22 protein-coding genes are annotated in these 24,615 nt (G+C 37.8%); 5 read left to right on the top strand and 17 right to left on the bottom strand.

Going from position 1 to position 24,615, the window contains the following annotated elements; translation table 11 throughout:
• Positions 1-184: 184 nt before the first annotated feature.
• From HC965_RS25420 to HC965_RS25435, 4 genes are all read right to left on the bottom strand, one after another.
• Positions 185-1,447, bottom strand: coding sequence for a site-specific integrase (locus HC965_RS25420; RefSeq protein ID WP_191034085.1), 1,263 nt, complete (start codon positions 1,445-1,447; stop codon positions 185-187).
• Entirely contained in the window at positions 1,444-2,007 is a 564-nt protein-coding gene (locus tag HC965_RS25425; RefSeq protein WP_191034086.1) for a helix-turn-helix domain-containing protein, read from the bottom strand. Before HC965_RS25425 ends, HC965_RS25420 begins: the two co-directional genes overlap by 4 nt.
• Positions 2,008-2,220: 213 nt before the next feature.
• The gene (gene dnaK, locus HC965_RS25430; RefSeq protein ID WP_191034087.1) at positions 2,221-4,137 is read right to left on the bottom strand and encodes a molecular chaperone DnaK; all 1,917 of its coding nucleotides are present in this window, start codon (positions 4,135-4,137) and stop codon (positions 2,221-2,223) included.
• Between the two features lie 326 nt (positions 4,138-4,463).
• Positions 4,464-5,252 carry an META domain-containing protein gene (locus HC965_RS25435; RefSeq protein ID WP_191034088.1) on the bottom strand — a complete coding sequence of 263 codons (789 nt, stop codon included), beginning with the start codon at positions 5,250-5,252 and terminating at the stop codon, positions 4,464-4,466.
• A gap of 144 nt (positions 5,253-5,396) precedes the next feature.
• Here HC965_RS25435 and HC965_RS25440 point away from each other — a divergent pair, with 144 nt between their 5' ends.
• From HC965_RS25440 to recA, 4 genes are all read left to right on the top strand, one after another.
• Complete coding sequence (locus HC965_RS25440; RefSeq protein WP_191034089.1) at positions 5,397-6,680, top strand: hypothetical protein; 1,284 nt, start codon at positions 5,397-5,399, stop codon at positions 6,678-6,680.
• A gap of 97 nt (positions 6,681-6,777) precedes the next feature.
• Complete coding sequence (locus HC965_RS25445; protein ID WP_191034090.1) at positions 6,778-7,971, top strand: saccharopine dehydrogenase family protein; 1,194 nt, start codon at positions 6,778-6,780, stop codon at positions 7,969-7,971.
• Between the two features lie 21 nt (positions 7,972-7,992).
• A complete protein-coding gene (gene bcp / locus HC965_RS25450; RefSeq protein ID WP_073348043.1) occupies positions 7,993-8,448 on the top strand; it encodes a thioredoxin-dependent thiol peroxidase in 456 nt (151 codons plus the stop codon).
• Positions 8,449-8,471: 23 nt separating this feature from the next.
• Positions 8,472-9,506 (top strand): recombinase RecA, encoded by a 1,035-nt coding sequence (gene recA, locus HC965_RS25455; protein WP_191034091.1) that lies wholly within the window; start codon positions 8,472-8,474, stop codon positions 9,504-9,506.
• Between the two features lie 166 nt (positions 9,507-9,672).
• Here recA and HC965_RS25460 read toward each other — a convergent pair whose 3' ends face one another.
• The 11 genes from HC965_RS25460 to HC965_RS25510 all read right to left on the bottom strand — a co-directional run bounded on the left by HC965_RS25460 (position 9,673) and on the right by HC965_RS25510 (position 21,140).
• On the bottom strand, positions 9,673-10,668 hold the full coding sequence (locus tag HC965_RS25460; RefSeq protein ID WP_191034092.1) for a YeiH family protein: 996 nt from the start codon (positions 10,666-10,668) through the stop codon (positions 9,673-9,675).
• 145 nt (positions 10,669-10,813) lie between these two features.
• Positions 10,814-11,188, bottom strand: a complete 375-nt coding sequence (locus tag HC965_RS25465; RefSeq protein WP_191034093.1) for a YccF domain-containing protein — start codon at positions 11,186-11,188, stop codon at positions 10,814-10,816.
• Positions 11,189-11,208: 20 nt separating this feature from the next.
• A complete protein-coding gene (locus HC965_RS25470) occupies positions 11,209-11,625 on the bottom strand; it encodes a DUF1810 domain-containing protein (RefSeq protein ID WP_191034094.1) in 417 nt (138 codons plus the stop codon).
• Positions 11,626-11,983: 358 nt separating this feature from the next.
• Positions 11,984-12,958, bottom strand: a complete 975-nt coding sequence (locus tag HC965_RS25475; protein ID WP_191034095.1) for a DUF4407 domain-containing protein — start codon at positions 12,956-12,958, stop codon at positions 11,984-11,986.
• The gene (locus tag HC965_RS25480; RefSeq protein ID WP_223855029.1) at positions 12,955-13,581 is read right to left on the bottom strand and encodes a hypothetical protein; all 627 of its coding nucleotides are present in this window, start codon (positions 13,579-13,581) and stop codon (positions 12,955-12,957) included. The genes HC965_RS25475 and HC965_RS25480 overlap by 4 nt, the downstream gene beginning before the upstream one ends.
• Entirely contained in the window at positions 13,556-13,849 is a 294-nt protein-coding gene (locus HC965_RS25485; RefSeq protein WP_223855030.1) for an HNH endonuclease, read from the bottom strand. Before HC965_RS25485 ends, HC965_RS25480 begins: the two co-directional genes overlap by 26 nt.
• The gene (locus HC965_RS25490) at positions 13,846-14,328 is read right to left on the bottom strand and encodes a hypothetical protein (protein ID WP_191034096.1); all 483 of its coding nucleotides are present in this window, start codon (positions 14,326-14,328) and stop codon (positions 13,846-13,848) included. The genes HC965_RS25485 and HC965_RS25490 overlap by 4 nt, the downstream gene beginning before the upstream one ends.
• Before the next feature lie 5 nt (positions 14,329-14,333).
• Positions 14,334-16,112, bottom strand: coding sequence for an AAA family ATPase (locus HC965_RS25495; RefSeq protein WP_191034097.1), 1,779 nt, complete (start codon positions 16,110-16,112; stop codon positions 14,334-14,336).
• A gap of 11 nt (positions 16,113-16,123) precedes the next feature.
• Positions 16,124-18,634: an Hsp70 family protein gene (locus HC965_RS25500; protein WP_191034098.1), complete on the bottom strand. Its 2,511-nt coding sequence runs from the start codon at positions 18,632-18,634 to the stop codon at positions 16,124-16,126.
• 10 nt (positions 18,635-18,644) lie between these two features.
• The gene (locus HC965_RS25505; protein ID WP_191034099.1) at positions 18,645-19,535 is read right to left on the bottom strand and encodes a hypothetical protein; all 891 of its coding nucleotides are present in this window, start codon (positions 19,533-19,535) and stop codon (positions 18,645-18,647) included.
• A gap of 3 nt (positions 19,536-19,538) precedes the next feature.
• The gene (locus tag HC965_RS25510; RefSeq protein ID WP_191034100.1) at positions 19,539-21,140 is read right to left on the bottom strand and encodes a hypothetical protein; all 1,602 of its coding nucleotides are present in this window, start codon (positions 21,138-21,140) and stop codon (positions 19,539-19,541) included.
• Positions 21,141-22,083: 943 nt separating this feature from the next.
• On the opposite strand from HC965_RS25510, the gene HC965_RS25515 reads away from it, so the two are divergent.
• Positions 22,084-22,728 (top strand): HU family DNA-binding protein, encoded by a 645-nt coding sequence (locus tag HC965_RS25515; RefSeq protein ID WP_191034101.1) that lies wholly within the window; start codon positions 22,084-22,086, stop codon positions 22,726-22,728.
• A gap of 213 nt (positions 22,729-22,941) precedes the next feature.
• Here the strand turns inward: HC965_RS25515 and HC965_RS25520 are convergent, their stop codons facing one another.
• Both HC965_RS25520 and HC965_RS25525 read right to left on the bottom strand, forming a co-directional pair.
• Entirely contained in the window at positions 22,942-23,838 is an 897-nt protein-coding gene (locus tag HC965_RS25520; protein ID WP_191034102.1) for a LysR family transcriptional regulator, read from the bottom strand.
• Positions 23,839-23,908: 70 nt separating this feature from the next.
• Entirely contained in the window at positions 23,909-24,496 is a 588-nt protein-coding gene (locus HC965_RS25525; protein ID WP_191034103.1) for a DUF6621 family protein, read from the bottom strand.
• Positions 24,497-24,615: the final 119 nt, after the last annotated feature.

The raw sequence follows: 24,615 nt of genomic DNA on the forward strand, positions 1-24,615 counted from the left end.
AATCAAAGCTAAGTTAAAAGGAAAGAGTCCGGTGCAATACCGAACTCTTTATAAAATAACTTAGTTATTAACTGTCCAACTTTTGGGGTGCAGTTCAATGCTTCATGAGGGGTAAACGGTGGCAAGTATATGATTGGCATTACATAAGTCGTTGGTGCTCAATGGTGGATAAAACCACCACAACCTATAAATCCAAATTCTCTATATGTAGCGTATTGGCAGCTTTCTCTTTTTGTTCGTTTACGATGTGCGTATAAATCTGCGTGGTTTTGACGTTAGTATGTCCCATCAAAGACTTGATGGTGTATATGTCAACGCCATTTTCCAGCAACAGCGAAGCGTAGCTATGGCGGCCACAATGGAAGGTGATGTGCTTCTTGATACCGGATGCTTCTATCCAGACTTTCAACGGGCGAGAAATCCAAGAGGCATCAGTCAATCCTTCAAAAACAAGTGCTTCATCATCGTTTGGACGTATGCCGCATAGTTGAAGTGCCTGTTGAATGACTGGCTTGTAATCGGGCCTTTTTGTCTTTTGCTGAATTACGACTGCTTGCCATGTGCCCTTGCTTGTTTGCTGAATTTGTTTCCATTTCAAAGTTTGAATATCACTATGCCGCAATCCAGTGAGAATAGAGAACAAGAACGCACGTTTCAAAACATCATCCTTGCAAGGAGTATCAACCAACATCTGCACTTCATTCATAGTAAGCGCAACACGAGGTTTCTCAATGTTTGTTATTCCCTTTACTTTCGCGCTTATATCAATGGTCAGATATTCATCAATAAATGCCTGTTTCAGTCCGGCTTTGAGTATGGAGAAATAAGTTGATGCCGTATTTTGTGAGATAGTACCTTTCTTATTCCCTCCCATTGGAGCACGGAGAAGGAACATCTTTATATCTTCAAGCAGTTTAACTGAAATCGCCTTGAATGGAATTGGTTGCCCTTGCGAATACATTTTCAATAATTCACCTACACGCCTCCAATTGACTATAATCGAATCGGAACTGTTAGGATGACATGTGCTTATAATACTATTGAAATACTTGATAAAATCCTGTTCGCTCCGCTCATTCTGTGCAGCGATTTCGTTTTCCTTATCAGTGTAGAGGATGGCACTATCGTATTCATGCTGCCGTAACTTTCTCACATTGTCAGCATAGATACAAGCCTCTTGGTCTATCGTTGAACGGCATTGGATAATCCCATTCAAATCGCGCTTAGGCTTATAGTTGAATGTTCCATCCGGCAGGATGCGTGCAATGGACGATTTGTCCCAAACAGGCGTGGATATAGTTCGGTTAATGGATTCTACCACACGACTTGCACGGGTTGAACCTCGTTTGTACACTGGGTACGACTCTATAATCAGATACCACTCTTCTTTGTAGTTCGACCTTCTGAGCTTGACGGTCACTTTGGTATTAGGTAATGCTTTCTTCATTCTACTTCTGATTTATATAGATTATCAATTTCTTGCTTGGGTACATACACATAGTTTCCTATTTGTCTTGAGGGAATAGAGTATTTTCTAATGTGCGCCCATACTGAACTATCATTAATATGATACTTCTCACAAATCTCTGTAATGGTATAGCAGTCCTCCGGCTCTAAGCTGTATGTTTTAGGAACAGGCTTTTCTTTCTCTGCGATACTTTCCGGTCTGTTTAGAAAAAGCCGTTCCATTTCAGAACGTTTGATACGTGTAAGCCTTGTACCCATATTGATAGTTGGAATACGTCCCAATTTAATCAAGCGATACAGAGTGCTACGTTCCACCCCAAACATAGCGACAGCTTCCTTTACAGAAATATACTCTCTGATGTCTGATACTTGTTGGCCAATGGCTTCTAACTTCGCATTTCTATTCTTTGCATCTTTTTTGCGTTTCCAAGCCACTTTACCACATTTAGGGGAACAATAATGGCTGTCAAGTGTCTTTGCGACAAATACTTTGCCGCAGACCTTACATTTCCGTTTGATTTCAAATCCGATTGTTGGCATGTTATCTACTTTTAAGTGTGTATTAGTATGTATAAGTATGATTAAGTACCACATTATCTACTTTTTTGTCTTGTCGCAAACATGTCGCAAATAAGAGATAAAAAAGCCCATAGAAAACACATAGCAACCATGAACCCCATAAATGCAAAAAGCGTGCAACTCATTGAGCTGCACGCTTTTGCTTATTGTTTATTATCTGTATCCTTATCGGAATCATTTGACTTCCTCGAAGTCAGCATCCTGAACGTTATCCCCGTGCTTGCTATCGTCTTGCTGACCAGCACCACCATTCATATCAGGACCAGCCTGTGCACCACTTTGAGCACCACCGCCTTGAGCATACATTTCAGCGCTTGCAGCCTGGAAAGCAGTATTGATTTCTGCCATAGCAGTATCGATAGCAGCTAAATCCTGAGCTTTGTGAGCTTCTTTCAGTTTCTCCAAAGCAGCTTCAATCGGAGCCTTCTTGTCAGCAGGCAACTTATCACCTAATTCCTTCAACTGATTTTCAGTAGAGAAGATTACGCTATCAGCCTGGTTTAGCTTATCAATCTTTTCACGCTCTTTCTTGTCTGCTTCAGCATTAGCTTCAGCTTCGGCTTTCATCTTTTCGATTTCTTCCTTGCTCAAACCGCTGGATGCTTCGATACGGATAGCCTGTTCCTTACCGGTAGCCTTATCCTTGGCAGATACTTTTAAGATACCATTAGCGTCGATATCGAATGTAACCTCAATCTGAGGAACACCACGACGAGCCGGAGCAATACCTGACAAGTTGAACTGACCGATTGATTTATTCTGAGCAGCCATCGGACGTTCTCCCTGCAATACATGGATAGTAACCTCACTCTGATTATCGGCAGCAGTAGAGAATGTTTCACTCTTACGAGCCGGAATTGTAGTGTTAGCGTCGATCAACTTAGTCATTACACCACCCAGTGTTTCGATACCCATTGACAACGGAGTTACATCCAACAATACCACACCCTTGATTTCGTCTGTCAAAACAGCACCTTGTACAGCAGCACCAATAGCTACCACTTCATCCGGGTTCACACCTTTGGAAGGAGCTTTACCGAAGAAATCTTCTACCAACTTCTGTACAGCCGGAATACGTGAAGAACCACCTACAAGGATTACTTCGTCAATGTCAGCGTTGCTCAAACCAGCGTCTTTCATTGCCTTCTTACATGGTTCAAGACAAGCCTGAATCAATTCGTGAGCCAAAGATTCGAATTTAGCACGAGTCAAAGTCTTCACCAAGTGCTTAGGCACACCACCTACCGGCATGATATATGGCAAGTTGATTTCTGTACTTGCCGAAGAAGAAAGTTCAATCTTAGCTTTTTCAGCAGCTTCTTTCAAACGTTGCAAAGCCATCGGGTCCTGTGTCAAGTCAGCACCTTCGTCATTCTTGAATTCCTGTACCAGCCAGTTGATGATTACCTGGTCGAAGTCGTCACCACCAAGGTGAGTATCACCATTTGTAGAAAGTACTTCAAATACACCACCACCAAATTCGAGGATAGAGATATCGAATGTACCGCCACCAAGGTCGAATACAGCAATCTTCATATCTTTGTGAGCCTTGTCCAGACCATATGCAAGAGCAGCGGCTGTCGGTTCGTTTACAATACGTTTTACTTCCAGACCTGCAATCTGTCCAGCTTCTTTTGTAGCCTGGCGTTGAGAGTCAGAGAAATAGGCAGGAACTGTGATGACTGCTTCTGTTACTTCCTGTCCCAAATAATCTTCAGCAGTTTTCTTCATCTTCTGAAGAATCATTGCAGAGATTTCCTGTGGAGTGTACAGACGTCCGTCGATGTCAACACGCGGAGTGTTGTTTTCACCTTTCACTACTTTATAAGGTACGCGTGTAACTTCTTTCTGTACCTGATCCCAATTTTCACCCATGAAACGTTTGATAGAGAAAATCGTACGGGTCGGGTTAGTAATAGCCTGACGTTTAGCAGGATCACCTACTTTACGTTCACCACCATCTACGAAAGCGACTACTGAAGGAGTCGTACGCTTACCTTCGCTGTTTGTAATTACTACCGGTTCGTTACCTTCAAATACGGCAACACAAGAGTTTGTTGTTCCTAAGTCAATACCAATAATTTTTCCCATGATCGTTATTTTTTTATTTATTATTATTCAATGATTTCTTTTTGTCCGGTTGTTTCTCCGCTCCTTCTGCAGAGCTTCGTCCCGAACGGACGTTTATTAAAAAGCAAACCGTGTGCCAAAAGGAAATTATACGAATGCATGACATAATATCTGCCAAAAAGACAGTTTTAATAAATAAACACTGCTGACATAGTCATACCCGGACTCAATCAGCAACTGCTTCATAAAACAAATGCAAGCGACTTCGGTTCAATACAGGAAAAAAAATATGCCTGTGTCGTCATGTTCGACACAGGCATACCTTAATATATACTATTCTTGTTTTATTACTTTTCCAAAACAAGCACCAATGCATTGTTAGCATCATACAAACCGATACCACCACCAGACAGCACATCAAATGATTTCACTTCGTTCAATGCTTTCAGAATCTTGCCTTCTGTCTCCATATCCGGACAAGCCATCATTGTGCTTGCTACACCTGGGAAAGAGATTGATTTAACGTTACTTCTACTGGTTTCAAAGCCACCGTTTATCAAGTTACATCCGGCATTGCCATGAATAGACTTTTTCTTCACATCAAAAGCAATGAATGGTTTCTTTTCCATACCGGAAGGAATTGCCTCGCCATTCACTTCCTTCACTTGCCATTCTCCATTCAATACCGACAGTTTCACATCAGCCTCCTTTTTTTCCAATGCCATAACCGGGCGATTAGACGCATTGCAAAGATACAGTTTGTCTTTACCGGCTTTTTTATATCCTTTCACTTGTGCAAGGGCACTCAGTACATTTCTCTCTGTAGTCATGTCCGGACACATCATCTTAGTACCGGCCATAGCGCCGAGTTCAAGGCTTCCTGGTTTCGCGTTTACATCGAAACTACCCATCATACGGTTACATCCGCTACTACCGGATACACGACCCGTTGCGGTATCAAAAGTAATAAAAGGAAGGTTTCTGCTTTCGCCCGGAGTTATTTTCGAGCCATTGACTTCTATAATATTCCACTCACCGTTGATAGATGACAAAGGGATTGCCTTCTCAACCGAACGGCACGAAGACATTGCAAGTGCTGCACCAGCAATGCAAATTGAAACTAATACTTTTTTCATATTGTTATAACGTTTAAGTTAAATTGGGGGCAAAGATACCAAAAAGATTGGGAAATAATATCCAATGCCATATAAAATATATACATTTGCCATTGAATGTACAACAAATGAACGATTTACATAGTTCACAAAAAGTAAATAAATATGAGAATTATCGCTCTCTCTCTGATTTTATTCTGTTGTGGTACGTATCCTGTCGCGGCCCAAAATGATTACATTGTCACCACTCCTTCCACCCAGGAAATTCCCGTAAGTGAAGAAGAACAATTCATCAAAAGCAACTTCCCGTTGCAACCTTTGTGCAAATGGACGTCCGGAATGAAATTTATGTTCGCTCCTTCTGCACGGGATATGTTCCTGCCTACACTTTCTAACTATGACACCGACAAGGGAGTAGATAATAGTTTGCTGAAACATAAAATACTCACTTTCACCGGAACTGAAGAAAAAGCCCAAAACATATCAAACAGCACCAACTATTCCACCCGTTTCATTTTCGAATGTGAAGGAGAAAAGTATTACTATGACATAAAGAATATGCGACTGGATGAAATTTGCGAAAAAGCTCCCCGCGCATGCGTCAACGGATTAGTCTATTTAAAAGATGTAGATACGGCAAAGAACCTGTTGATAGGAAAAACAATCTATATACAATCCGAAAGTGTGCGTGTAGACGATGCTAATAATTATTCCGGTTATCGGGATGTAGCTATTCCTGTCAATACGGAAGCTACAATAACCGCTGTCGGAGTCGGCAATCAGACATACCCTGCGAAAATCATCTTTAAAGATGCGCAGGGGCATTCTTATTACCTCGAAGTCGCACTCTCACGAACTAATTCAGGCATGTACTTGAATGATTTTCAGGGTGAAAAGAGAATGAAATACTTTTCGAATGTAATCAGCTTTACGAATAAAAGTTCTGATAATATTGAGGGACTGAAAAACAAATACTTGGGACGAACCGTTTACCCTAAAAAGGTATTGCCTGCCAAAAGGGTTGTTTCTCTTGAAGGTAAGCAGACGGAATCACGTGTTCACTTGCCCCGATATACAGTTCTGAATATCAAAGACATTAATTTAGCTTCTTCAAGCAGTCTGGGTGTTCTGTCATTGGAAGACAAAGCCGGAGTCCTTTATGAACTGGAAGCCGACTTAAAATATGATGTTATTGTCAGAAATGAGAATTATATCGAAGACCTTTTCGGATTTGAAGATATACAGAAGAAATATCCGGGCATCACTGAAAAGCGTTGGCAGATCATCTCCCGTGGTGACCTGGAAGCAGGTATGAGTACTGACGAATGCCGTTTGTCCGTTGGTGATCCGGTAGAAATCGAGTTGAAAAAAGATAATCGTTTTGAAACGTGGTTCTACAATGGCAAAACGTTGGAATTTGAAAACGGTACCTTACGACGATACAAATAAAAAGGAGTATCGACGAATGATTATCTGAAAATAATCACGTATATTTGCTCCATAAACAATTCTAATATTCTTAATTTTTAATTCGCAATTTAAAGAAATGGGTAGAGTTCTTATTATTGGTGCAGGCGGTGTTGGCACTGTCGTTGCGCACAAAGTGGCACAAAATGCCGACGTATTTACAGATATTATGATTGCCAGCCGTACGAAAGAGAAATGCGACAAAATCGTCGAGGCAATAGGTAATCCCAATATAAAGACAGCTAAAGTCGACGCAGACAATGTGGAAGAACTGGTAGCCTTATTCAACGATTTCAAACCGGAAATGGTGATTAATGTTGCTCTTCCCTATCAGGACTTGACAATCATGGAAGCTTGCCTGAAAGCCGGAGTGAACTATCTGGACACTGCCAATTATGAGCCGAAGGACGAAGCTCATTTTGAATATAGCTGGCAGTGGGCTTATCATGACCGCTTCAAAGAAGCCGGCTTAACAGCTATCCTCGGTTGCGGGTTCGACCCGGGAGTCAGTGGTATCTATACCACTTATGCGGCTAAACATTATTTTGACGAAATTCAATACCTGGATATTGTAGACTGTAATGCCGGAAATCATCATAAGGCATTTGCCACTAACTTCAACCCGGAAATCAACATCCGCGAAATTACGCAGAACGGACGTTATTATGAGAACGGCAAGTGGGTAACTACCGGTCCGTTGGAAATTCATAAAGACCTGACTTATCCGAATATCGGTCCTCGTGACTCCTATCTTCTTTATCACGAAGAACTGGAATCATTGGTGAAACATTTCCCGACTATCAAACGTGCCCGCTTCTGGATGACTTTCGGACAGGAATACTTAACTCACTTACGTGTCATTCAGAATATCGGTATGGCTCGTATCGATGAAGTTGATTATAACGGAGTGAAAATTGTCCCTCTGCAATTCTTGAAAGCTGTATTGCCTAATCCGCAGGATTTGGGCGAGAACTACGAAGGCGAAACCTCCATCGGTTGCCGTATCCGTGGTCTGAAAGACGGAAAAGAACGCACCTACTATGTTTACAATAATTGCAGCCATCAGGAAGCATATAAAGAAACGGGTATGCAGGGAGTAAGCTACACCACCGGAGTTCCGGCCATGATCGGAGCTATGATGTTCTTCAAAGGAGAATGGAAACGTCCGGGTGTAAACAATGTAGAAGAATTCAATCCGGATCCGTTTATGGAGCAATTGAACAAACAGGGTTTGCCCTGGCATGAAGTAATCGACCAGGATTTGGAATTGTAAGACATTCACTAAAAGAAAGTTATGATTAACGTTGGAGATAAAGCACCGGAAGTATTAGGCATCAATGAAAAAGGTGAAGAAATACGGTTGAGTGCTTACAAAGGAAAAAAGATTGTGTTGTATTTCTATCCGAAAGACAGCACATCGGGTTGTACAGCGCAAGCGTGCAATCTGCGCGACAATTATTCCGACCTGCGTAAAGCCGGCTATGAAGTAATCGGTGTCAGTGTAGACAATGAAAAGTCGCATCAGAAATTTATCGAGAAGAACAATCTTCCTTTTACACTGATTGCCGATACAGACAAAAAGTTGGTAGAGGAGTTTGGCGTGTGGGGAGAAAAGAAACTGTATGGTCGTGCATATATGGGTACTTTCCGCACTACTTTCCTGATTAACGAAGAAGGAATCGTAGAACGGATCATCACTCCGAAAGAAGTGAAGACCAAAGAACATGCCTCACAAATTTTAAATCAATAAATCCATTAATTATAGAATAAGGTATGGCAAAGAAAGACGAACTTAATTTTGAAACAGATAATAAAATGGCATCAAGCGAAAAACTAAAGGCCTTACAGGCTGCCATGGAAAAGATAGAAAAGAGCTTCGGTAAAGGTTCTATCATGAAAATGGGTGACGATAGTGTTGAACAGATAGAAGTGATCCCGACAGGCTCTATTGCCTTGAATGTGGCACTTGGCGTAGGTGGTTACCCAAGAGGTAGAATAATCGAAATATATGGTCCGGAATCTTCCGGTAAAACAACATTGGCTATTCATGCCATTGCTGAAGCACAGAAGGCCGGCGGTATCGCTGCTTTCATTGATGCAGAACATGCTTTCGACCGTTTCTATGCTGCTAAGCTAGGCGTTGACGTAGACAATCTCTGGATTTCCCAACCGGATAATGGAGAACAGGCTTTGGAAATAGCCGAGCAATTGATCCGTTCTTCCGCTATTGACATTATTGTCATTGACTCGGTTGCCGCATTGACTCCCAAAGCGGAGATTGAAGGTGATATGGGCGATAATAAGGTAGGTTTGCAGGCACGTTTGATGTCGCAAGCATTACGTAAGTTGACCGGTACAGTCAGCAAAACACGTACAACTTGTATCTTCATCAACCAGTTGCGTGAAAAGATCGGTGTAATGTTCGGTAATCCTGAAACAACCACCGGTGGTAATGCTCTGAAGTTCTATGCTTCGGTACGTATAGACATTCGTGGTAGCCAGGCTATCAAAGATGGTGAAGAAATTCTTGGTAAACTGACAAAAGTGAAAGTAGTGAAGAATAAAGTAGCTCCTCCTTTCCGTAGAGCCGAATTTGACATCATGTTTGGTGAAGGTATCTCCCACTCCGGTGAAATCATCGACTTGGGTGCTGAACTGGGAATCATCAAAAAGAGTGGTTCATGGTATAGCTATAACGACACTAAGTTAGGGCAGGGACGCGATGCAGCAAAACAATGTATCATGGATAATCCAGAACTTGCGGAAGAACTGGAAGGACTGATCTTCGAAGAACTGAAAAAGAAATAATGAATCTTCGCTTTACGCTTTAGCAAGCGGAGACAAAACCAAAAGAAAGTGGGAGAATATCGTTTGATACGAACATTCTCCCACTTTTCTATTTATATATTACCATTATTATTCTCGTCTCATGTATTATTATTTTTTATCTCATGTATTATTCTTGTTTCATGGTTTATGAAAAGTAATAAATATATGCCAATGTGCTAAGACTGATAATTACCCATAATGCCACTCCCTGAATCAACGGTTTTACGCCAACGGCTTTCAAAACATCTATCGAGAGAGAAGCGCCAATAAAGAACATTGTAATAGTCAATGTTTTACGGGCAATTCCATTAATAGCAGCTCCCAGTTCCGGCACTCCATTCAGCAAATAGGTATTGACAACCATTGCCAGTACAAAGTAAAATATAAACCATGGAATACTTATCTTTTGCCCTTTGCTCTTAAAGATAAATGAAGTAGCGAAAGCCACTGGAATAATCCAAAGAGCGCGAGTTAATTTGATAGTAGTAGCTACCTTCAAAGCCTCTTCTCCATAAGCGGCACCTGCCCCGACTACGGAACTTGTATCATGGATCGCAATAGCCGCCCATGTACCAAACTCATGTTCACTCATGTTCAGGGCATGACCAATCATCGGGAATATGAAAAGTGCAATAGCATTCAGAATAAAGATAGTACCCAACGCTACAGACATTTCACTGTCCTTCGCCTTCAGTACCGGCCCAACAGCAGCAATCGCACTACCACCACAGATAGCTGTTCCCGAACTAATCAGATAGGAAGTATTTCTATCTATCTTAAAGACTTTACGTCCGATAAACCAACCAATCAACAGTGTACCTACGACAGAAATAATTGTAAACTCCATTCCTTCCTTACCGGAAGCCAAAGCCGATTGCAGATTCATACCGAACCCTAATCCGACAACAGAATATTGCAATAAATACTTGGAAGTCTTTTTATTGAATTTAGGATGAGCCTGCCCGCAAGTCAATGCGAAAATAAGCCCAAGAAACAGGGCTACGGGCGGAGTCACCCATGCAGACCAAGCCTGCAAACCCGGGATATAATCTAAAAACAGGAAGAAAGTCAGGGTAGAAAGCAGTGCAACATAAATTGTCTTGTTATTTGCCTGCAACGTTTTTGTAGCTGTTGAAATCATATTTATACCTTTATTTATTTTTTCAGGTGCAAAGGTACGGCAAACAATCAACACGTGCCAATAGTTTCTAATTATGCATTATAACTTTTGGTTATAGCATATTTGATTATAGTATATAAGCCTTTTTCTCTTCCTTATTATATATTTAGACTGACACAATGTCTTTTCCGAAAGGTGTCAATGCTACCGCAGCCAATTTGAAGTGTTGTAGACCAAAAGGAATACCAATGATAGTTATACACAAAATAGCTCCAAAAACCAAATGTGACAGGCAAATCCATATACCACCCAAGAATATCCATAAGACATTCATCAGTATATAAAGACACCCGCCTGAACGACTACCGCTTCTTACCTCTTTACCGAAAGGCCATAAAGCAAGTCCGGCCAATTTCAATGTCTGCATACCAAAAGGAATTCCAATAATAGTAAGCATCATCAATAAACTTGAAATAAGATACTCCACAGCAGTAAATATGCCACCAAGTAGCAACCACAACAGATTCATTAAACAGCCCATATAAAAGTAGTATCTAATTATTATTCTAATTTTCTTTTTGTCGTTTCATCCGGTTTTCCCTCATAATATCGGTCTATCACTTGCTGAAACAAATCATCCAAAGCAACTTCATTAAAGAGAGTCATACATGACAACACTTTCATTGCATCCAACGAACCGAAAACATTCTGTGCCGTTGTATCTTTCAAATGAAGAAAAGCTGATGTTATTTCACAAAGTCTTTTGCCTAAAACCGGATGAGAAAGGTATGTTTCAGCTTCTTCCCTACCACTAAGACCATAGTATTGGGAATTATAACTCACCCCTAAGCCTTTTAGTTGAGGAAATATATACCAAATCCAATGAGAATATTTACACCCGTTCCTCACTTCCGCAAGAGCTTGTTCGTAATCACCTTGTTGGGCATCTAAAAATCGTTGTAAATCATAATCAGTCATAAATATTTCTCTTTAATTTTCATTATCTTTTAATGTATTAGGTGTTTTCTCCATATAAAAGCACCATAAACTAACTCCTCATAATAGCTTAGAAGTTATTTTCATCTAAAATATCTGCATTGCCCCTATTCATACTGCACATAAACTTTAGCCATATGAAAACAAAGATACAGAAGAATATGAATATTTAATCTACTTTCGAGTAAATTTCTCATAAGTCTTCTGTATAATCTTCGCAAAAAGCCTAACAAAACTTTTTCTCTATCACAAATTAAAAGAGTTTTTTGTAGTCATACTTAGAAATTAAATGGATGAATCACCTATTACTCGTCACATTACAATGTCACACATACTTTTTTCATTTCTTCTGATTAATCTTCTTTACAAGTTCTTCCAATGTCGTTTTTTTAATCTCTAATTGATGCTCTACAATGAGATCATAGTCACATTTCTTATCACCTAATTTACTCGTCACGACAAATAACTCAAGAGAAATCAAAAAACAAAAAATTATAATATAGAAAACGAGCGCTTCTGGTCTAGTAATAACAATCTCGAGCATAGCTCGTAACTCATCTAAAAAACCAGTACTGGAAGACAATTCTTTGCGCAAATCATTTTCAACACTAATCTTTCTCAATGTATATTCATCTTGTTGTAATCTTAATCGTTTCAAAGTAGAATCATTTACAGTCACTTGTTGAGTACGAGGATTCGCTATTGGAATCCTAGATATAGTATTCTGTGGAACTTCTTTATAGGAACCATCAGGTTGCATTTCACGAGTATAAGTAGTAGTAGTGGCTACAGTAGTTATAGTTGGTTTCTGAGATATTTCTTCATTTAACTTCAAGTTCAATTTATCTAAAGAATCTACCATTACTTGCAGTTCCGCTAATTTAGTATCAATCACATTTAATCGTAAAGGCAATTGCTCTTGTACTTGCCTATCTGTAATCTCTACCATTTTTCTATCTATATCATCACCAAATATTATCTGGTCTAAAATAGCTGATCCTAACAGAGACATTATTATAGCTATAAATAGACGGAATGCAGTCGACCACCAATTACTCCCTACTGTCAATATAATCTGACGTTCTATCTGAATCACAATTATTACGAATATAAATGCCGACAATATACATCCCCATTGTGGTGCCCCCACATAACGTTGTGCAAAGCAATATCCCGTAAATCCCCAAAGGATAATAAGAATTAATAAAGCAGAAGTATACTTCTTTAAATGTTTAAAGCTTGCTTCACTGCACTGAGAAAGAATCCTACTATTCCAACCTGTAAGAAAACATCCGAATTTTAACCACCATTTCATAATCTATCATATTCATTTCCATTTCCCGTATTCCTTATTTGCCCCAAAGATAAAGCCGCAAGTCCTCGTAAAAAGCCCCTTTCATAAGAAAGAAGCATTCCCGTCATATAAGCCAAACCATCTTTAAAATCTTGCTCCATTTTATCCAACTCATTCATATGCTGTACAAATGTATATTTTTGAGTCTCTAATTGTTTAACAACATCCACCAAACCTGCATCAGAACGAGAACCTATATGAAACTCAACAGCACGCAAATCATCAGTATATTTGAGCCGCACCTGTCTGAACTTAATTTCCAAATTACTTCTTATAATCTGTTTATTCATTTCTTTATAAGATACATCAGGATTAGACATCGCATCTTCATATCCTTTCGTCTCATAATCCTCTTTTAGAAATCCGTAAATTAGATCTATAGGCATTCCCGTCCCATAACGAATTACCAATGAATTATCATCACCAGGAGGCGTTTCATCCACAAAGTCTTCTTTTTGTATTTCTGAAATCGTCTCTTGTTCACCCTGTTTTGCTTCAGCTATAGTAGGGTGTGTACTTTTAAATAAATTCCAAAATCCCATTTTTCTTATTATATTATTATATTTCAAATGTAGGTATTTCATACAACTGGTGCCCCTTATTATGGCACTTTTCACATAAAGTCACTAAATATTTATCATGATAATCCCATGGAACCAATTTCTCTCCCGTTCTTTTATTAACATGGTATTGCTTATGATGGACAATCAAATGTTTATCCGAACAACACATTACACACCGAAAATTATCCCGCTTTAAAATTCCAGCACGTTTTTCTAACCAGCGCTTATCAAAAAGCAATTCTTTATATGAGCCATGCGTATTTGAAGTCTGCATTATATCATTTTTCATTCCAAACTTAAATTGGAGATTTCTATTGTATCAAAATACGCTTCATACAATTGTATGTAATCAGCTTTAATATCCTGCGCCAAATAAGTTTCATCGACACCTTCAACCTCATCCAAGATAGTTTGATCATTCACTTTCAAATTTGAGCGAAGAATCTTAAAGAACCTTATTTCACTATATTCAATTTTATTATCCGCTTGAATTGTTTTTACTGCTACACGAAGAATGTCTAGTTCTTCGTGTTCGGAAAGAGTAATCATAGTTAACCGCTGTAAAAAAGTCTTCAAAAAAGCTTTTCCTTTATCATTTATATCAGCAACTAAATTCGTCAACTCTCTATCTATATCAATCGTCCCAAATAAAGATTTATCGATAGCCATGCTCTTTATCAACGCGACTTCTTGTGGAGCAATCTCACCATCGCAGGCCATACATGCAAATGCTGTACAAAGTAATAATTCATTAAAATTCATTTCCATAATAATCATTTTTTAAAGCCAATACGTGGTCTATCAGCCTGTTTTGAGAATCCTTCCAATTTATCTCTCAATTCTTCATAATAAGCCAACTGTCCTGATTTAACTGAAGGATTATTTTCTGAGACAACTGCTTCCAACAATAATTGTGTAATCTTTTCATCATTTTGTGCTGCTCGTATTGCAGCTTCGTTGACTATAAAAGCAATATCACTCGAAACATAATAGTCAGTTAAATTCGCTAAATACTCATAATCAATGCCCAAATCCACAGGACGTTCATTCAAGTGCAACTGAAACATAGCACTACGAGCCTCTTTATCAGGAACAGGCAAGTAAATTATTTTATCAATACGTCCCCTCCGAAGTACTGCGGGATCTATCAAGTCTGGTTTATTTGTAGAAGCTATCACAAATACCTTGTCCATCCCACAGTTATTTAATTGTGTAAGAAACTCATTAACTTCCCCAGATTGACTGCTATTGTTCATCATATCACGATTTGGGACTAATGAATCAAACTCATCAAAACAAAGAATAGTCGGTGCTTTCTTCCTTGCTTCATCAAATAGTTTTCCAATCTTTTCCTGTGATCCATGAACATAAATACTTGCCAAATCCGATGATTTTACATAAATATAATTATACCCTGTTTCCTCAGCAAACTTTTCTGCAAAAAAACTTTTCCCACATCCTGGCGGACCATATAGCAACATTCCATTTGGGATGGACAATTTATATTTCTTTGCCTTTTCAGTATTTCGCAAAATATTAATAACATTAGTATAAAGTAGCTTCTTCAGTTCTGACATACCTGCAACATCGCCAAAGCCGTTTCCTTTCCGTGTAATTTCTTCTTTTTCAGCAAATGTAATTTGGTTCTTATCAGACTTTTTAGGTTTTATCTCAATCTCTTCATTTAACGCTTTTCTAAATTCGTCAGCAGACTGAAAACGCTTAGTAATATCATTATCCAAAGCCTTCTCTATAATATTAATCAGATGATTGTCTAGTTCAAACAATTCAATATTAGGTAACTTTAAAGGTTTCTTCCGTTCTTTAAAAATACAATTAATCTGCTCTTCTTTCGTTAGATTAGATAAATCGATAAAATAAGGTAAAACTCCAAACAGTAAATAATATATAACAACACCAACTGAATATAAATCTGATTGAACACTAAAAAGTCCATTAAATCGCTCGGGTGCAAGATAAAATAAATTTAGATTTTCAATGTCAGAATATAAAGTTTTGTCAGCCACTAAACGCTGAGCATGTCCAAAATCTATTAATTTTAGTTCCGATAGATTCCCCGTTAAGTCCAATAATACATTCTGAATTGTTATTTCATTATGAATTATAGGAATCGTTTGCAAATGTAAATATTGTAATACGGATAATATACTTAATGCTATCTGTTTCGTCTCATATACACTGAAACCTTGTTCACGTGTAATGCGTTGTGCAATCGTTTCACCACTTACAAAATCAGTAACAAAATAAGCGTATTTCTGTCCTTTGCAAATCAATATTCCATCATCTATATATTTACAAAGATTGGGATGCTGATTCTGATATTTAATCAATTCTATTTCAACAACAGACCCTTCGGCATTCAGTTGAAAAGATTGTAATTTAGCCAAACATATTAACTTAAGAAAACAAAGTTTACCACTTGCTTTTCTCACACGATAAGTTTCCGCATAAGCACTTTGCTTTATTGGAAAAACAACCGTGTAATGGGCTATTTGTTGTTGTTTTTGAAATAAGAACACAGATTGTCCCATACATTACAATATTAAAATTTAGTCAACAAGCCATCCGGTAAATTTCCTTTATCATCATCAGGTAATAAATCTATTAATTCTACCGCTATTGGATGAAGTTTATCCACCGTTGGCTGATTGTTCATTTCTTGCAATCCTCTATTTATTAAATGTCTTGCACGTACAGAATCTTTCCAGCGAATAGAACTAAATCGTTCATTCAAATTACGCATCACCCCCATACACTGATAAACCATTGTTAGTTGCATAAATAAAGAATTTATTTGTTCCAACACTTCACGCCCCATTTCAACATTTTTACTACGGATCACACTATCGGTTTGTGTACGAAGTTGGTTCATTATTTGAGTTGTTTTATCATTTCCTAAATCTTTATTCGCTTTCTCCAAACGATCAAATTCTTGCCGCAACTCTTTTTCCAAACGATTCCATTCTGTTCTTTCATCCATAGTTTCAATCTTACGAAGTACTTCTTTTAGATGTTGTAAAACGGCCTTTTTCTCTGAGCTATTAGTATTTTCTCTTCTTACGTCTTCCAATTCTTGTTGCAAAGCTGAAATATCACAACCATCCTCAGCAAACTGCGCAAGACTCCTTTGAGCATTTTTAAGGTCTTCAACAATACGTTTCTCCGCATCCAAAATCGTCTGCTGCTTAGAAGTATCTAGTTCCTTGGATATAGTATAGTCATTTGCCGGAAAATAGACTTCCATCGTCATCATTTCCGATGCATTAACCTTTAATGTTATATCCACATTACTAGCTTCAGGTATCAATGATTCAATATCATCCCCTGTCACGATAACATCAGCTACATATTCATATAGAGAAGCGGATTTTCCTTCACTATTTTCGTCTGCTTGATAAACAGGAATTCTTAATATATCCGAGGAAACTCCCGGACGCAATTGAACTGTCGTTTTAAGTCCATTTTCAACTCCTACTGCAGGCAATAGTTTATTCTTTTCAAGTCCACGCAAAGCAGAAAACACACTTCTTTTCTTAAATTTATTCCATACAGCTATGCCAATATTATACGGTAGAGGTGCACTTGCAACCTTAGTTCCCTGAATTATTGTTATTTCATGAGGAAAACAAGGTAACAATGTTCCACTTTCATCATAAGTCAAAATTGAAAATACATTCGGCTTTCCTTCAAGCAAATTTACTTCAACTACATTTCCCATTTCATTTATCTCAATTCTACCACTAGACCATGATTTATCTTCACCACGAAGTAACTCAACCCATACCTTTTCTGGGCTAGGCTCTCCGGAAGCCTCCTTATTCAACTTTAAACTCACCCATTCTATTAATTCCACTGAATTAGCTTCATAGCCAACATCAAATCTGATTGTCCCTAGCTGAATATCCTTCTCTTCGACTATATTATCTAATATTGAAGCATACAACGCTGCTCCAATAGCAACAGCCGTCATCGGATCTATACTTGTATCTACATTTGGAGTTATCTGTTCTTTCAACATCTGCCGAATAAGTGGTGAATGAGTAGGACCACCAATCAAAATAAGTTTATCAAGTTGAGAACCATCCATACCATTACGCTTCAGTAATTCTTTGCAAATATCTACAGACTTCTGAAATAATGGTCGCATTACATCAAAAACATCCGCTTGACAGACTGTTAGATCTAACTCAATCTCTTCTCCATTTTCATCTTCACCTAAATCTCCTAAGTTGGATATAATATCTTCTTTATCTTTAAACGATAATTGATTTTTCACCTCCTCAGCATATGTTTTCATAGCCTCCTGCAGAATATTTCTCCGATCGTTATCTGCTAGAATCCCTACCATTGAATAATTACTTTTTAAATAAGGTATAATTATATTATCTACAATGGCTTCATCTAAATTCTTACCGCCTAAATAATTATCTCCCTCAGTATCGAACACTTGAATAATTCCATCTTCAACTTTTAATAAAGCAGCATCAAAAGTACCACCACCAAAATCAAACACCATCCAATAACCATTCTTTTGTTCAGAAGATAGTCCATATGCCATAGCAGCAGCAATTGGTTCTTGCAATAATTCGCAATATTCAAATCCAGCCAATTTAGCAGCCTTTATTGTTGCAGTTTTTTGGTTAACAGTAAATTTCGCTGGAACAGTTATTACAACAGAAGTGAAAAGTTCATCTGCTATAAATGACTTTAATGTCTTCAATATTTCAGATGAAAGTTCTTCTGAATTATATTCACGCCCCATGTTAGAACTGAAATTTGATTTATCCGTTCCCATCGTTCGTTTAAACTCTGCATAAGTATTTGATATTGCACGTTCGCTATTTTTAGTAGCCCGACGTTTATCCGATTTCATATCATTATATGCGCTATCTCCAACCTTTATACTCTTCTTTTTTGTTATGGAAACACAGGAAGGAAGAGTATCTTTTAGAGTATCAGTTTTTTTCACTACAGGTTCCCCTTTTTCCATCCGACAGATAGCCGAATTAGTTGTACCAAGATCTATTCCATAATCAATTTTCAAACGTACCATATATTAGATTTTAGATGTTTTGACTTACAGTAACTTGAGCTGTTTGAATCATTTGTCCTTTATAATTTATTTGTGGTTTAATAATACCAGTAATAATCTGTTCGCCGTCTTTCAGACTTTCATCTGATAGAAAATTTACAATTACTTTCATACCATCATTATAAGCTTTACCCAACATATCTACCATTTCATAATTATTTGCCAAGAAATTATCCTTGATCCTTTCAACCGCTTTATTCAACTGTTTATATCCTTTTACAGAAGGGTCCATGCGTGACAGGTTTATTTCGATACGAACTATTTCATCTGCAACCTTTAATGCTAGAGAATGATCTACTTGTGGATTTCCATTTTTTTCGCAGGAGACTGTATTGGATTGAATTTTCTGTATATCAAGCTGCCTATTAAGGAGTTCCATTAGTTTATTATCCAACTTCACTGACTCTTCTTGTACATTATTTTGGGCTTCCCGTACCTTGTCTATCATAGAGGTACTATAAGAAATGCGTTTGTGCAAAATCCAATACACACTAACTGCTATGATGAGTACGATAATAAACCCTACAATACCATATACTGTGCGAGATTGAATATTTTCTGAAAATATTTCAGTCTTCTCTTTTACAATCTTTTGTGTATCAATTATTTCTCCACCAAGCTTGCAAGAAACCCCATTTAATTCTTTCTGAATTTCAGAAAGTTTCTCTTGCAAACTATCACATACTAAATAAATTTCAGAGATCTGAAACCCTGTTTTATTATCGGCAACCTGCATCCGCTCAATGGATTGTACGATATCTATGATGCTCTTTTGAACTTTCTCTATTTTAATAGAGTCACTACTATTACCATACACAGAAATTGGTAATACAAATAATAATATAAATATAATCTGTTTCATAAATTATGAATTAACAAGAGATAAAATGAAAATAATTATTCCAACACCAATTGCTATTATGCATCCCCAACTAGTATCCTCGCTAGATGAGGAAGAAGTAGTAGACGAGGACGATATAGGAGGCATAGTAGGTAGCCTACTCATTGTGGCACTAACTGGACGCACCATCGGATCAGCAGATGTTGAAACCCCAACTTGTCTACACAAATCCCTGAGCGTATTTCGATTCACCACATATCTATTATTTTTAAACTCTTTCTCCATATCAAAAGTATCCATTAACTGAGTAGCTTTCCATGCTGAATATAGAGCTGATTTAATTTCTTGAAATTTAGACTCTTCAGATGACATAAATGGATAGCCTGCCGAACTATTATCAATCGTACTTTTTTGCGCGTTATTAACCTCTTCTATTACATAATATAATGCACTAGATACTATCTGAGTCGATATTTTTAAATAGTATCCATTTGAAGCACCTAACTTTTTCTTAACTGCTTGCAGCAGCGGATGAGTTTTCCGCAATAAATCCATTGCATAAGTTATTTTTGCAGGCAAACGGCAGAATTTTGCCAATTCATCTTTAATCTGCTTATCTTCTATATAAACGTCCTTTGGTGGTAAGTCATCAATGATTTTCTGTAATATTCCAACATTTTCTATACATCTATCCTTAGCCATTTTTCCTACCACTATGGAAAATGCATATTTTTGTATTTTAATCGCTTTCAAAGCAGCATCAAGTTCCTCCGAATTATTAAAATAATCAATACCACACTGTAAAATCTCAATTCCCAACTTATCAGCAATTATCTGATACTGCATATCAGTTGATAAACACAATGACTTTAGTTGCTCAAGCAAAGTCTTTGTCGCATTTACCAGTGCCACACCTGCATTATACCGTGCATGAGAATCTTTATGTGGCACCAATCGAACTTTCTCTATTTCTGCCTCGAGAGCAGATACTATCGGAAAAGTCAATTTTTCTTTAACATATTCTCGATAAACAGAGCCCGTTATATTTTGCAATATAAACAGACCGTAACTTTTCATCTCATAAATGAGACAGTCCAAATATAAATAGACTAAACTTTCTTCGGAAGCGCGATAAGTAGTATCAACGACTGTGCACATAAATTCTTTACGATAATCATCTGTTTGCAATAACTTCATCATCGAATTAATTGCCAAAGGCAGATTTTCTTGAATAAGCGCAGCAGTAGCCTTGTTTAATAGTGAAGAAAAACATTCTTTTTTATCCCATATTGCAATAGCGCTAGTGATTTCTCCTGCATTCAAATGATTAAAAGCTATATCATCCAATGGGGTCACTTTCACAAACCAATACAAGGCATACTTTATCTTCTCGTGGGGTAAAGTTAATTGAGATTCCGCATTTGTCACCATTTCTACATTTCTTCTTATAAAAGGAAGTATTTGGCTAAAATCGGAAGAAAACACAACATCCCTATTTACTTTCAAAAAAGCTTTTGTTCTTCCTATATTAGCCACAATTTCTTTAGTAGAAGCATTGGCATACACTCCTAATACCCGAAAAGGATTATTTTGTATTAGAGACAATAAACGAGATTCTGCACTCATAAATAGAGATATAGTAGTGCCCGTAGATTCCCGAACCGGACGGTTCATTAATTTAGATAGAAGAGATAACTATTATATAAAAAAAAGCGCGGGAATCTGTACCTGTTACTCGTCCCACACTTCGAGGCCTTCGCATTGCCCATCATTGTCTGAACGAGCAACGCAGAAGCCCACGCCGATATGTATAATAATCAGTTCACCTTTCTATTACAGAAAAGCGAACCAAAGGCATAAACACATCCCGCAGACATCCACTGTTGCTTTGCTTTTGACAATGACTCAAAATTTGCGAAGTTTCGAAGTGTCAAAGACAAAACGTCAAGTAAACGTCTTTCTTTATATAATACATTCCCCACACCACCCTAACCTCACGAATTGAGGTATCGGCGTGAGAAACTGTGCAAAGCTATAAAAATAAAATCAAATATCCTACATCGTGTCATTCATTTTAAAAAAAGAGACGAAATTATTAGAAAATCGTCATTACGCATTGTTACAACTTATCAAAAATTCGTTTCATTGTGCCGTAACCTAACATATCTAAATATTCTATCTTTGCATACATCTTTGTTTTCATATTACACTTTATCCAAAAATAAGTCCTCTTGTTGCTAAGTTTTAGTATATTCAATATAGCACAGATCACTACTTTTTCACTTCTATTACTTCTCCTCCAAACCATTAATAGAAAAATTCTTCTTTATTAAGGATAAACTTCTTTTTGTCAAATAGAAAACTTACCTTTGCATAAGAGCAAACTATAAATGAAAGCTTTGATTATAAAAATGAAAGCTTTATTTTTATAAATGCAAGCTTCAATTATAAAAACAAAAGTTGAATTTATAGTTTATAATTAATCAAAAGGAACTTTACTATTAAAAGAAAGGAAGTTTGCCTCTAATACAAAAGAACTTATCTATTAACACTTTAAACAATAGATGATATGGCAAGATATATCATAGAGGAGATGCCCGATCTTCAGAAAACAGGCAAAAGAATTACTTATCCTAAATTTGCGCGGATAGATAATGCAAGCATAAAAGAGCTAGCGCAACGGGTTGGCGATGTCAGCGGCTTCAGCGCAGGAGACATAGAAGGCGTACTACTGCAGACCGCCATTGAAATGGCACATCTGATGGCAGAAGGACGTTCGGTAAAAATAGACGGAATAGGAACGTTTACTCCCTCTCTTACCTTAGGCAGAGACAAAGAACGGGAAAATCCGGAAGAAGGTGGAACTCATCGCAACGCACAAAGCATCTTTATAGGAGGCGTAAATTTCCGGGTAGACCGAGAAATGGTGAGAAACATCAGCGAAAGATGCCGACTGGAAAGAGCACCTTGGAAAAAGCAACGCTCCTCTAAAAAATTCACACCGGAACAACGACTGGCATTAGCTCTAAAGTATTTGGACGAACATCCCTTCCTGACCGTTTGGGAATACCGCAAACTAACAGGATTGTTGCAAACAGCAGCAACCAACGAACTAAGACAGTGGGGACATCAACCGGATTCTGGAATAGAAATCACAGGAAGAGGAGCACACAGGGTATATATAAAGAAAAAAATAGCCGAACAAAGTGAATAACAGTATGAGAAATACCCCAAAAATAGATGAGAAATAATAGTTCTGAGGCCTATTTCACTAAGGAAACTATGAGAAATAGGCTTTTCCAAAACATTTCTCATTCAGTAATCAACTGCTTATAAGATTATTACAGCAAAACTATGAGAACATGAAAATAGGAATATTTTTGCTTGTTCTAGGCGTTCATCTTTAATGCGATAAAAAAACAAAATTCTACAGGCTCTTACTATGATGTCCAGCGAAACGCATAAATACCTGTGACAATCCTCCCTCCTGCCCTTGCAACTGAACGAAATTAAATTCACGCTGCATCGGCATTCCTTTTATTTCAACTACACGGAGATTACCAGCCACAAGCTCTTTATGCACTGAACGGATAGAAACAATTCCCATACAGTCCGTGTGTTCCAAAAAAAGTTTGATACTCTCCGTACTACCGAGATACATTAATACATTTAGAGAAGAAAGCTTGAGATTATGTTGCAACAAGGCACGTTCAAACACATCTAATGTCCCGGACCCCCTCTCCCTCAATACCAAAGGAATATTCAGCAAATCTTCCGGAGTAATCTCATCCGAGACCGCTAATTTACTCTGTGTATGCACCACGGCAACCAGTTCATCTTGCAAAAATGAAATATATTTCAGATTAGGCAGACGGAAGATTCCTTCGACCAGTCCCAAATCAATCCGATGCTCTTGCAAGGCAGCTTCCACTCCCCGGGAATTTCCATTAATCAAAGAAAGACTAATTTGCGGGAACTTGGCTATAAAATTCGCCAACAAAGGAGGAAGTACATATTGCGCAATCGTAGTACTGGCTCCCAGTTTCAATTCGCCGATATATTCATTATGCAACAGATGCATCTCATATTCCAGCTGTTTATAATCGTCCTGAATTTTCTCGCTATGTTTCAGCAACAACTCTCCGGCCTTAGTCAGTGAGATTCTGCTCCCTTGACGGTCAAACAAACGAGCTTGATAGTAAGTTTCCAGTTCTTGAATATGTTTAGTGATAGCAGGTTGGCTAACAAACAATTCTTGCGAAGCCTTCGTAAAGCTTAGATTCTTCGCTACGCTCTGAAATACTTTTAAACGAAAATCGGACACGGCAATTATGATTAACAGTTAAGAAATCAATGACGAATAATGAATTACAGAAAGAATAAAAACACAATAGTTATTGCAGTTCTTCTGCCTTTATTCCTAATGCCTGCATGACAGGGAAGGCTAACATATCCCATTTGTAAGCCAATGGAACTTCCGGTTCATTCATGCGGAATTGGATTATCTCTTTGCCTTTCACTTCGTGCAAAACATCTATTACCTTCTTTCCATATTCTTCATTGAAAGAAATAACAATCATCCTTTTCACGTCAGCCGAATCGGAAACGATAGAGAGCAAATCTAAAAATAAATCTTCCCTTGACACCATTCCTTCAGACGGAACACTGGCGAAAGAATATTCACCATAAGGACTTTGGAAAGCAACTCCATTCAATTCTTCCTGCAAGTCGGAAGGTTGGCAATGTTGCAAACGGCTAGATTCCTTATCATACACAAAAAGGAATTGTACTTCATTCTTTCCTTCAGTGATTCCTGCGTCCAAAGTCAGATAGGTAGTCAATATCGAAAGGTCTATCTCTTGTAAAGAACGACGCAAAGTCTCTTCAAAATATCCTTTTATATCCGTTATTACAAAATTCAAGAAAGCAGCATCAATCAAGACTACTGTTTCAGAAAGTTTTATTTGGGGCTTATCATTCATATTCCTTATATATTATAACAGTGGATAAAGATACTACAATACTTTTATTTATCCACTTTTCAATATTTATTTTCTTTCATTGTGGTTAAGATTAACCAGAACTATACATTCAGAGAGAT

It is taken from the genome of Bacteroides sp. GM023, assembly GCF_014750685.1.
Lineage (GTDB): Bacteria > Bacteroidota > Bacteroidia > Bacteroidales > Bacteroidaceae > Bacteroides.

Excerpts from the sequence above, each read along its gene's own strand:
- HC965_RS25420 (WP_191034085.1), bottom strand. The coding sequence starts at position 1,447 with ATGAAGAAAGCATTACCTAATACCAAAGTGACCGTCAAGCTCAGAAGG.
- HC965_RS25425 (WP_191034086.1), bottom strand. The coding sequence starts at position 2,007 with ATGCCAACAATCGGATTTGAAATCAAACGGAAATGTAAGGTCTGCGGC.
- dnaK (WP_191034087.1), bottom strand. The coding sequence starts at position 4,137 with ATGGGAAAAATTATTGGTATTGACTTAGGAACAACAAACTCTTGTGTT.
- HC965_RS25435 (WP_191034088.1), bottom strand. The coding sequence starts at position 5,252 with ATGAAAAAAGTATTAGTTTCAATTTGCATTGCTGGTGCAGCACTTGCA.
- HC965_RS25440 (WP_191034089.1), top strand. The coding sequence starts at position 5,397 with ATGAGAATTATCGCTCTCTCTCTGATTTTATTCTGTTGTGGTACGTAT.
- HC965_RS25445 (WP_191034090.1), top strand. The coding sequence starts at position 6,778 with ATGGGTAGAGTTCTTATTATTGGTGCAGGCGGTGTTGGCACTGTCGTT.
- bcp (WP_073348043.1), top strand. The coding sequence starts at position 7,993 with ATGATTAACGTTGGAGATAAAGCACCGGAAGTATTAGGCATCAATGAA.
- recA (WP_191034091.1), top strand. The coding sequence starts at position 8,472 with ATGGCAAAGAAAGACGAACTTAATTTTGAAACAGATAATAAAATGGCA.
- HC965_RS25460 (WP_191034092.1), bottom strand. The coding sequence starts at position 10,668 with ATGATTTCAACAGCTACAAAAACGTTGCAGGCAAATAACAAGACAATT.
- HC965_RS25465 (WP_191034093.1), bottom strand. The coding sequence starts at position 11,188 with ATGGGCTGTTTAATGAATCTGTTGTGGTTGCTACTTGGTGGCATATTT.
- HC965_RS25470 (WP_191034094.1), bottom strand. The coding sequence starts at position 11,625 with ATGACTGATTATGATTTACAACGATTTTTAGATGCCCAACAAGGTGAT.
- HC965_RS25475 (WP_191034095.1), bottom strand. The coding sequence starts at position 12,958 with ATGAAATGGTGGTTAAAATTCGGATGTTTTCTTACAGGTTGGAATAGT.
- HC965_RS25480 (WP_223855029.1), bottom strand. The coding sequence starts at position 13,581 with ATGAAATACCTACATTTGAAATATAATAATATAATAAGAAAAATGGGA.
- HC965_RS25485 (WP_223855030.1), bottom strand. The coding sequence starts at position 13,849 with ATGAAAAATGATATAATGCAGACTTCAAATACGCATGGCTCATATAAA.
- HC965_RS25490 (WP_191034096.1), bottom strand. The coding sequence starts at position 14,328 with ATGGAAATGAATTTTAATGAATTATTACTTTGTACAGCATTTGCATGT.
- HC965_RS25495 (WP_191034097.1), bottom strand. The coding sequence starts at position 16,112 with ATGGGACAATCTGTGTTCTTATTTCAAAAACAACAACAAATAGCCCAT.
- HC965_RS25500 (WP_191034098.1), bottom strand. The coding sequence starts at position 18,634 with ATGGTACGTTTGAAAATTGATTATGGAATAGATCTTGGTACAACTAAT.
- HC965_RS25505 (WP_191034099.1), bottom strand. The coding sequence starts at position 19,535 with ATGAAACAGATTATATTTATATTATTATTTGTATTACCAATTTCTGTG.
- HC965_RS25510 (WP_191034100.1), bottom strand. The coding sequence starts at position 21,140 with ATGAGTGCAGAATCTCGTTTATTGTCTCTAATACAAAATAATCCTTTT.
- HC965_RS25515 (WP_191034101.1), top strand. The coding sequence starts at position 22,084 with ATGGCAAGATATATCATAGAGGAGATGCCCGATCTTCAGAAAACAGGC.
- HC965_RS25525 (WP_191034103.1), bottom strand. The coding sequence starts at position 24,496 with ATGAATGATAAGCCCCAAATAAAACTTTCTGAAACAGTAGTCTTGATT.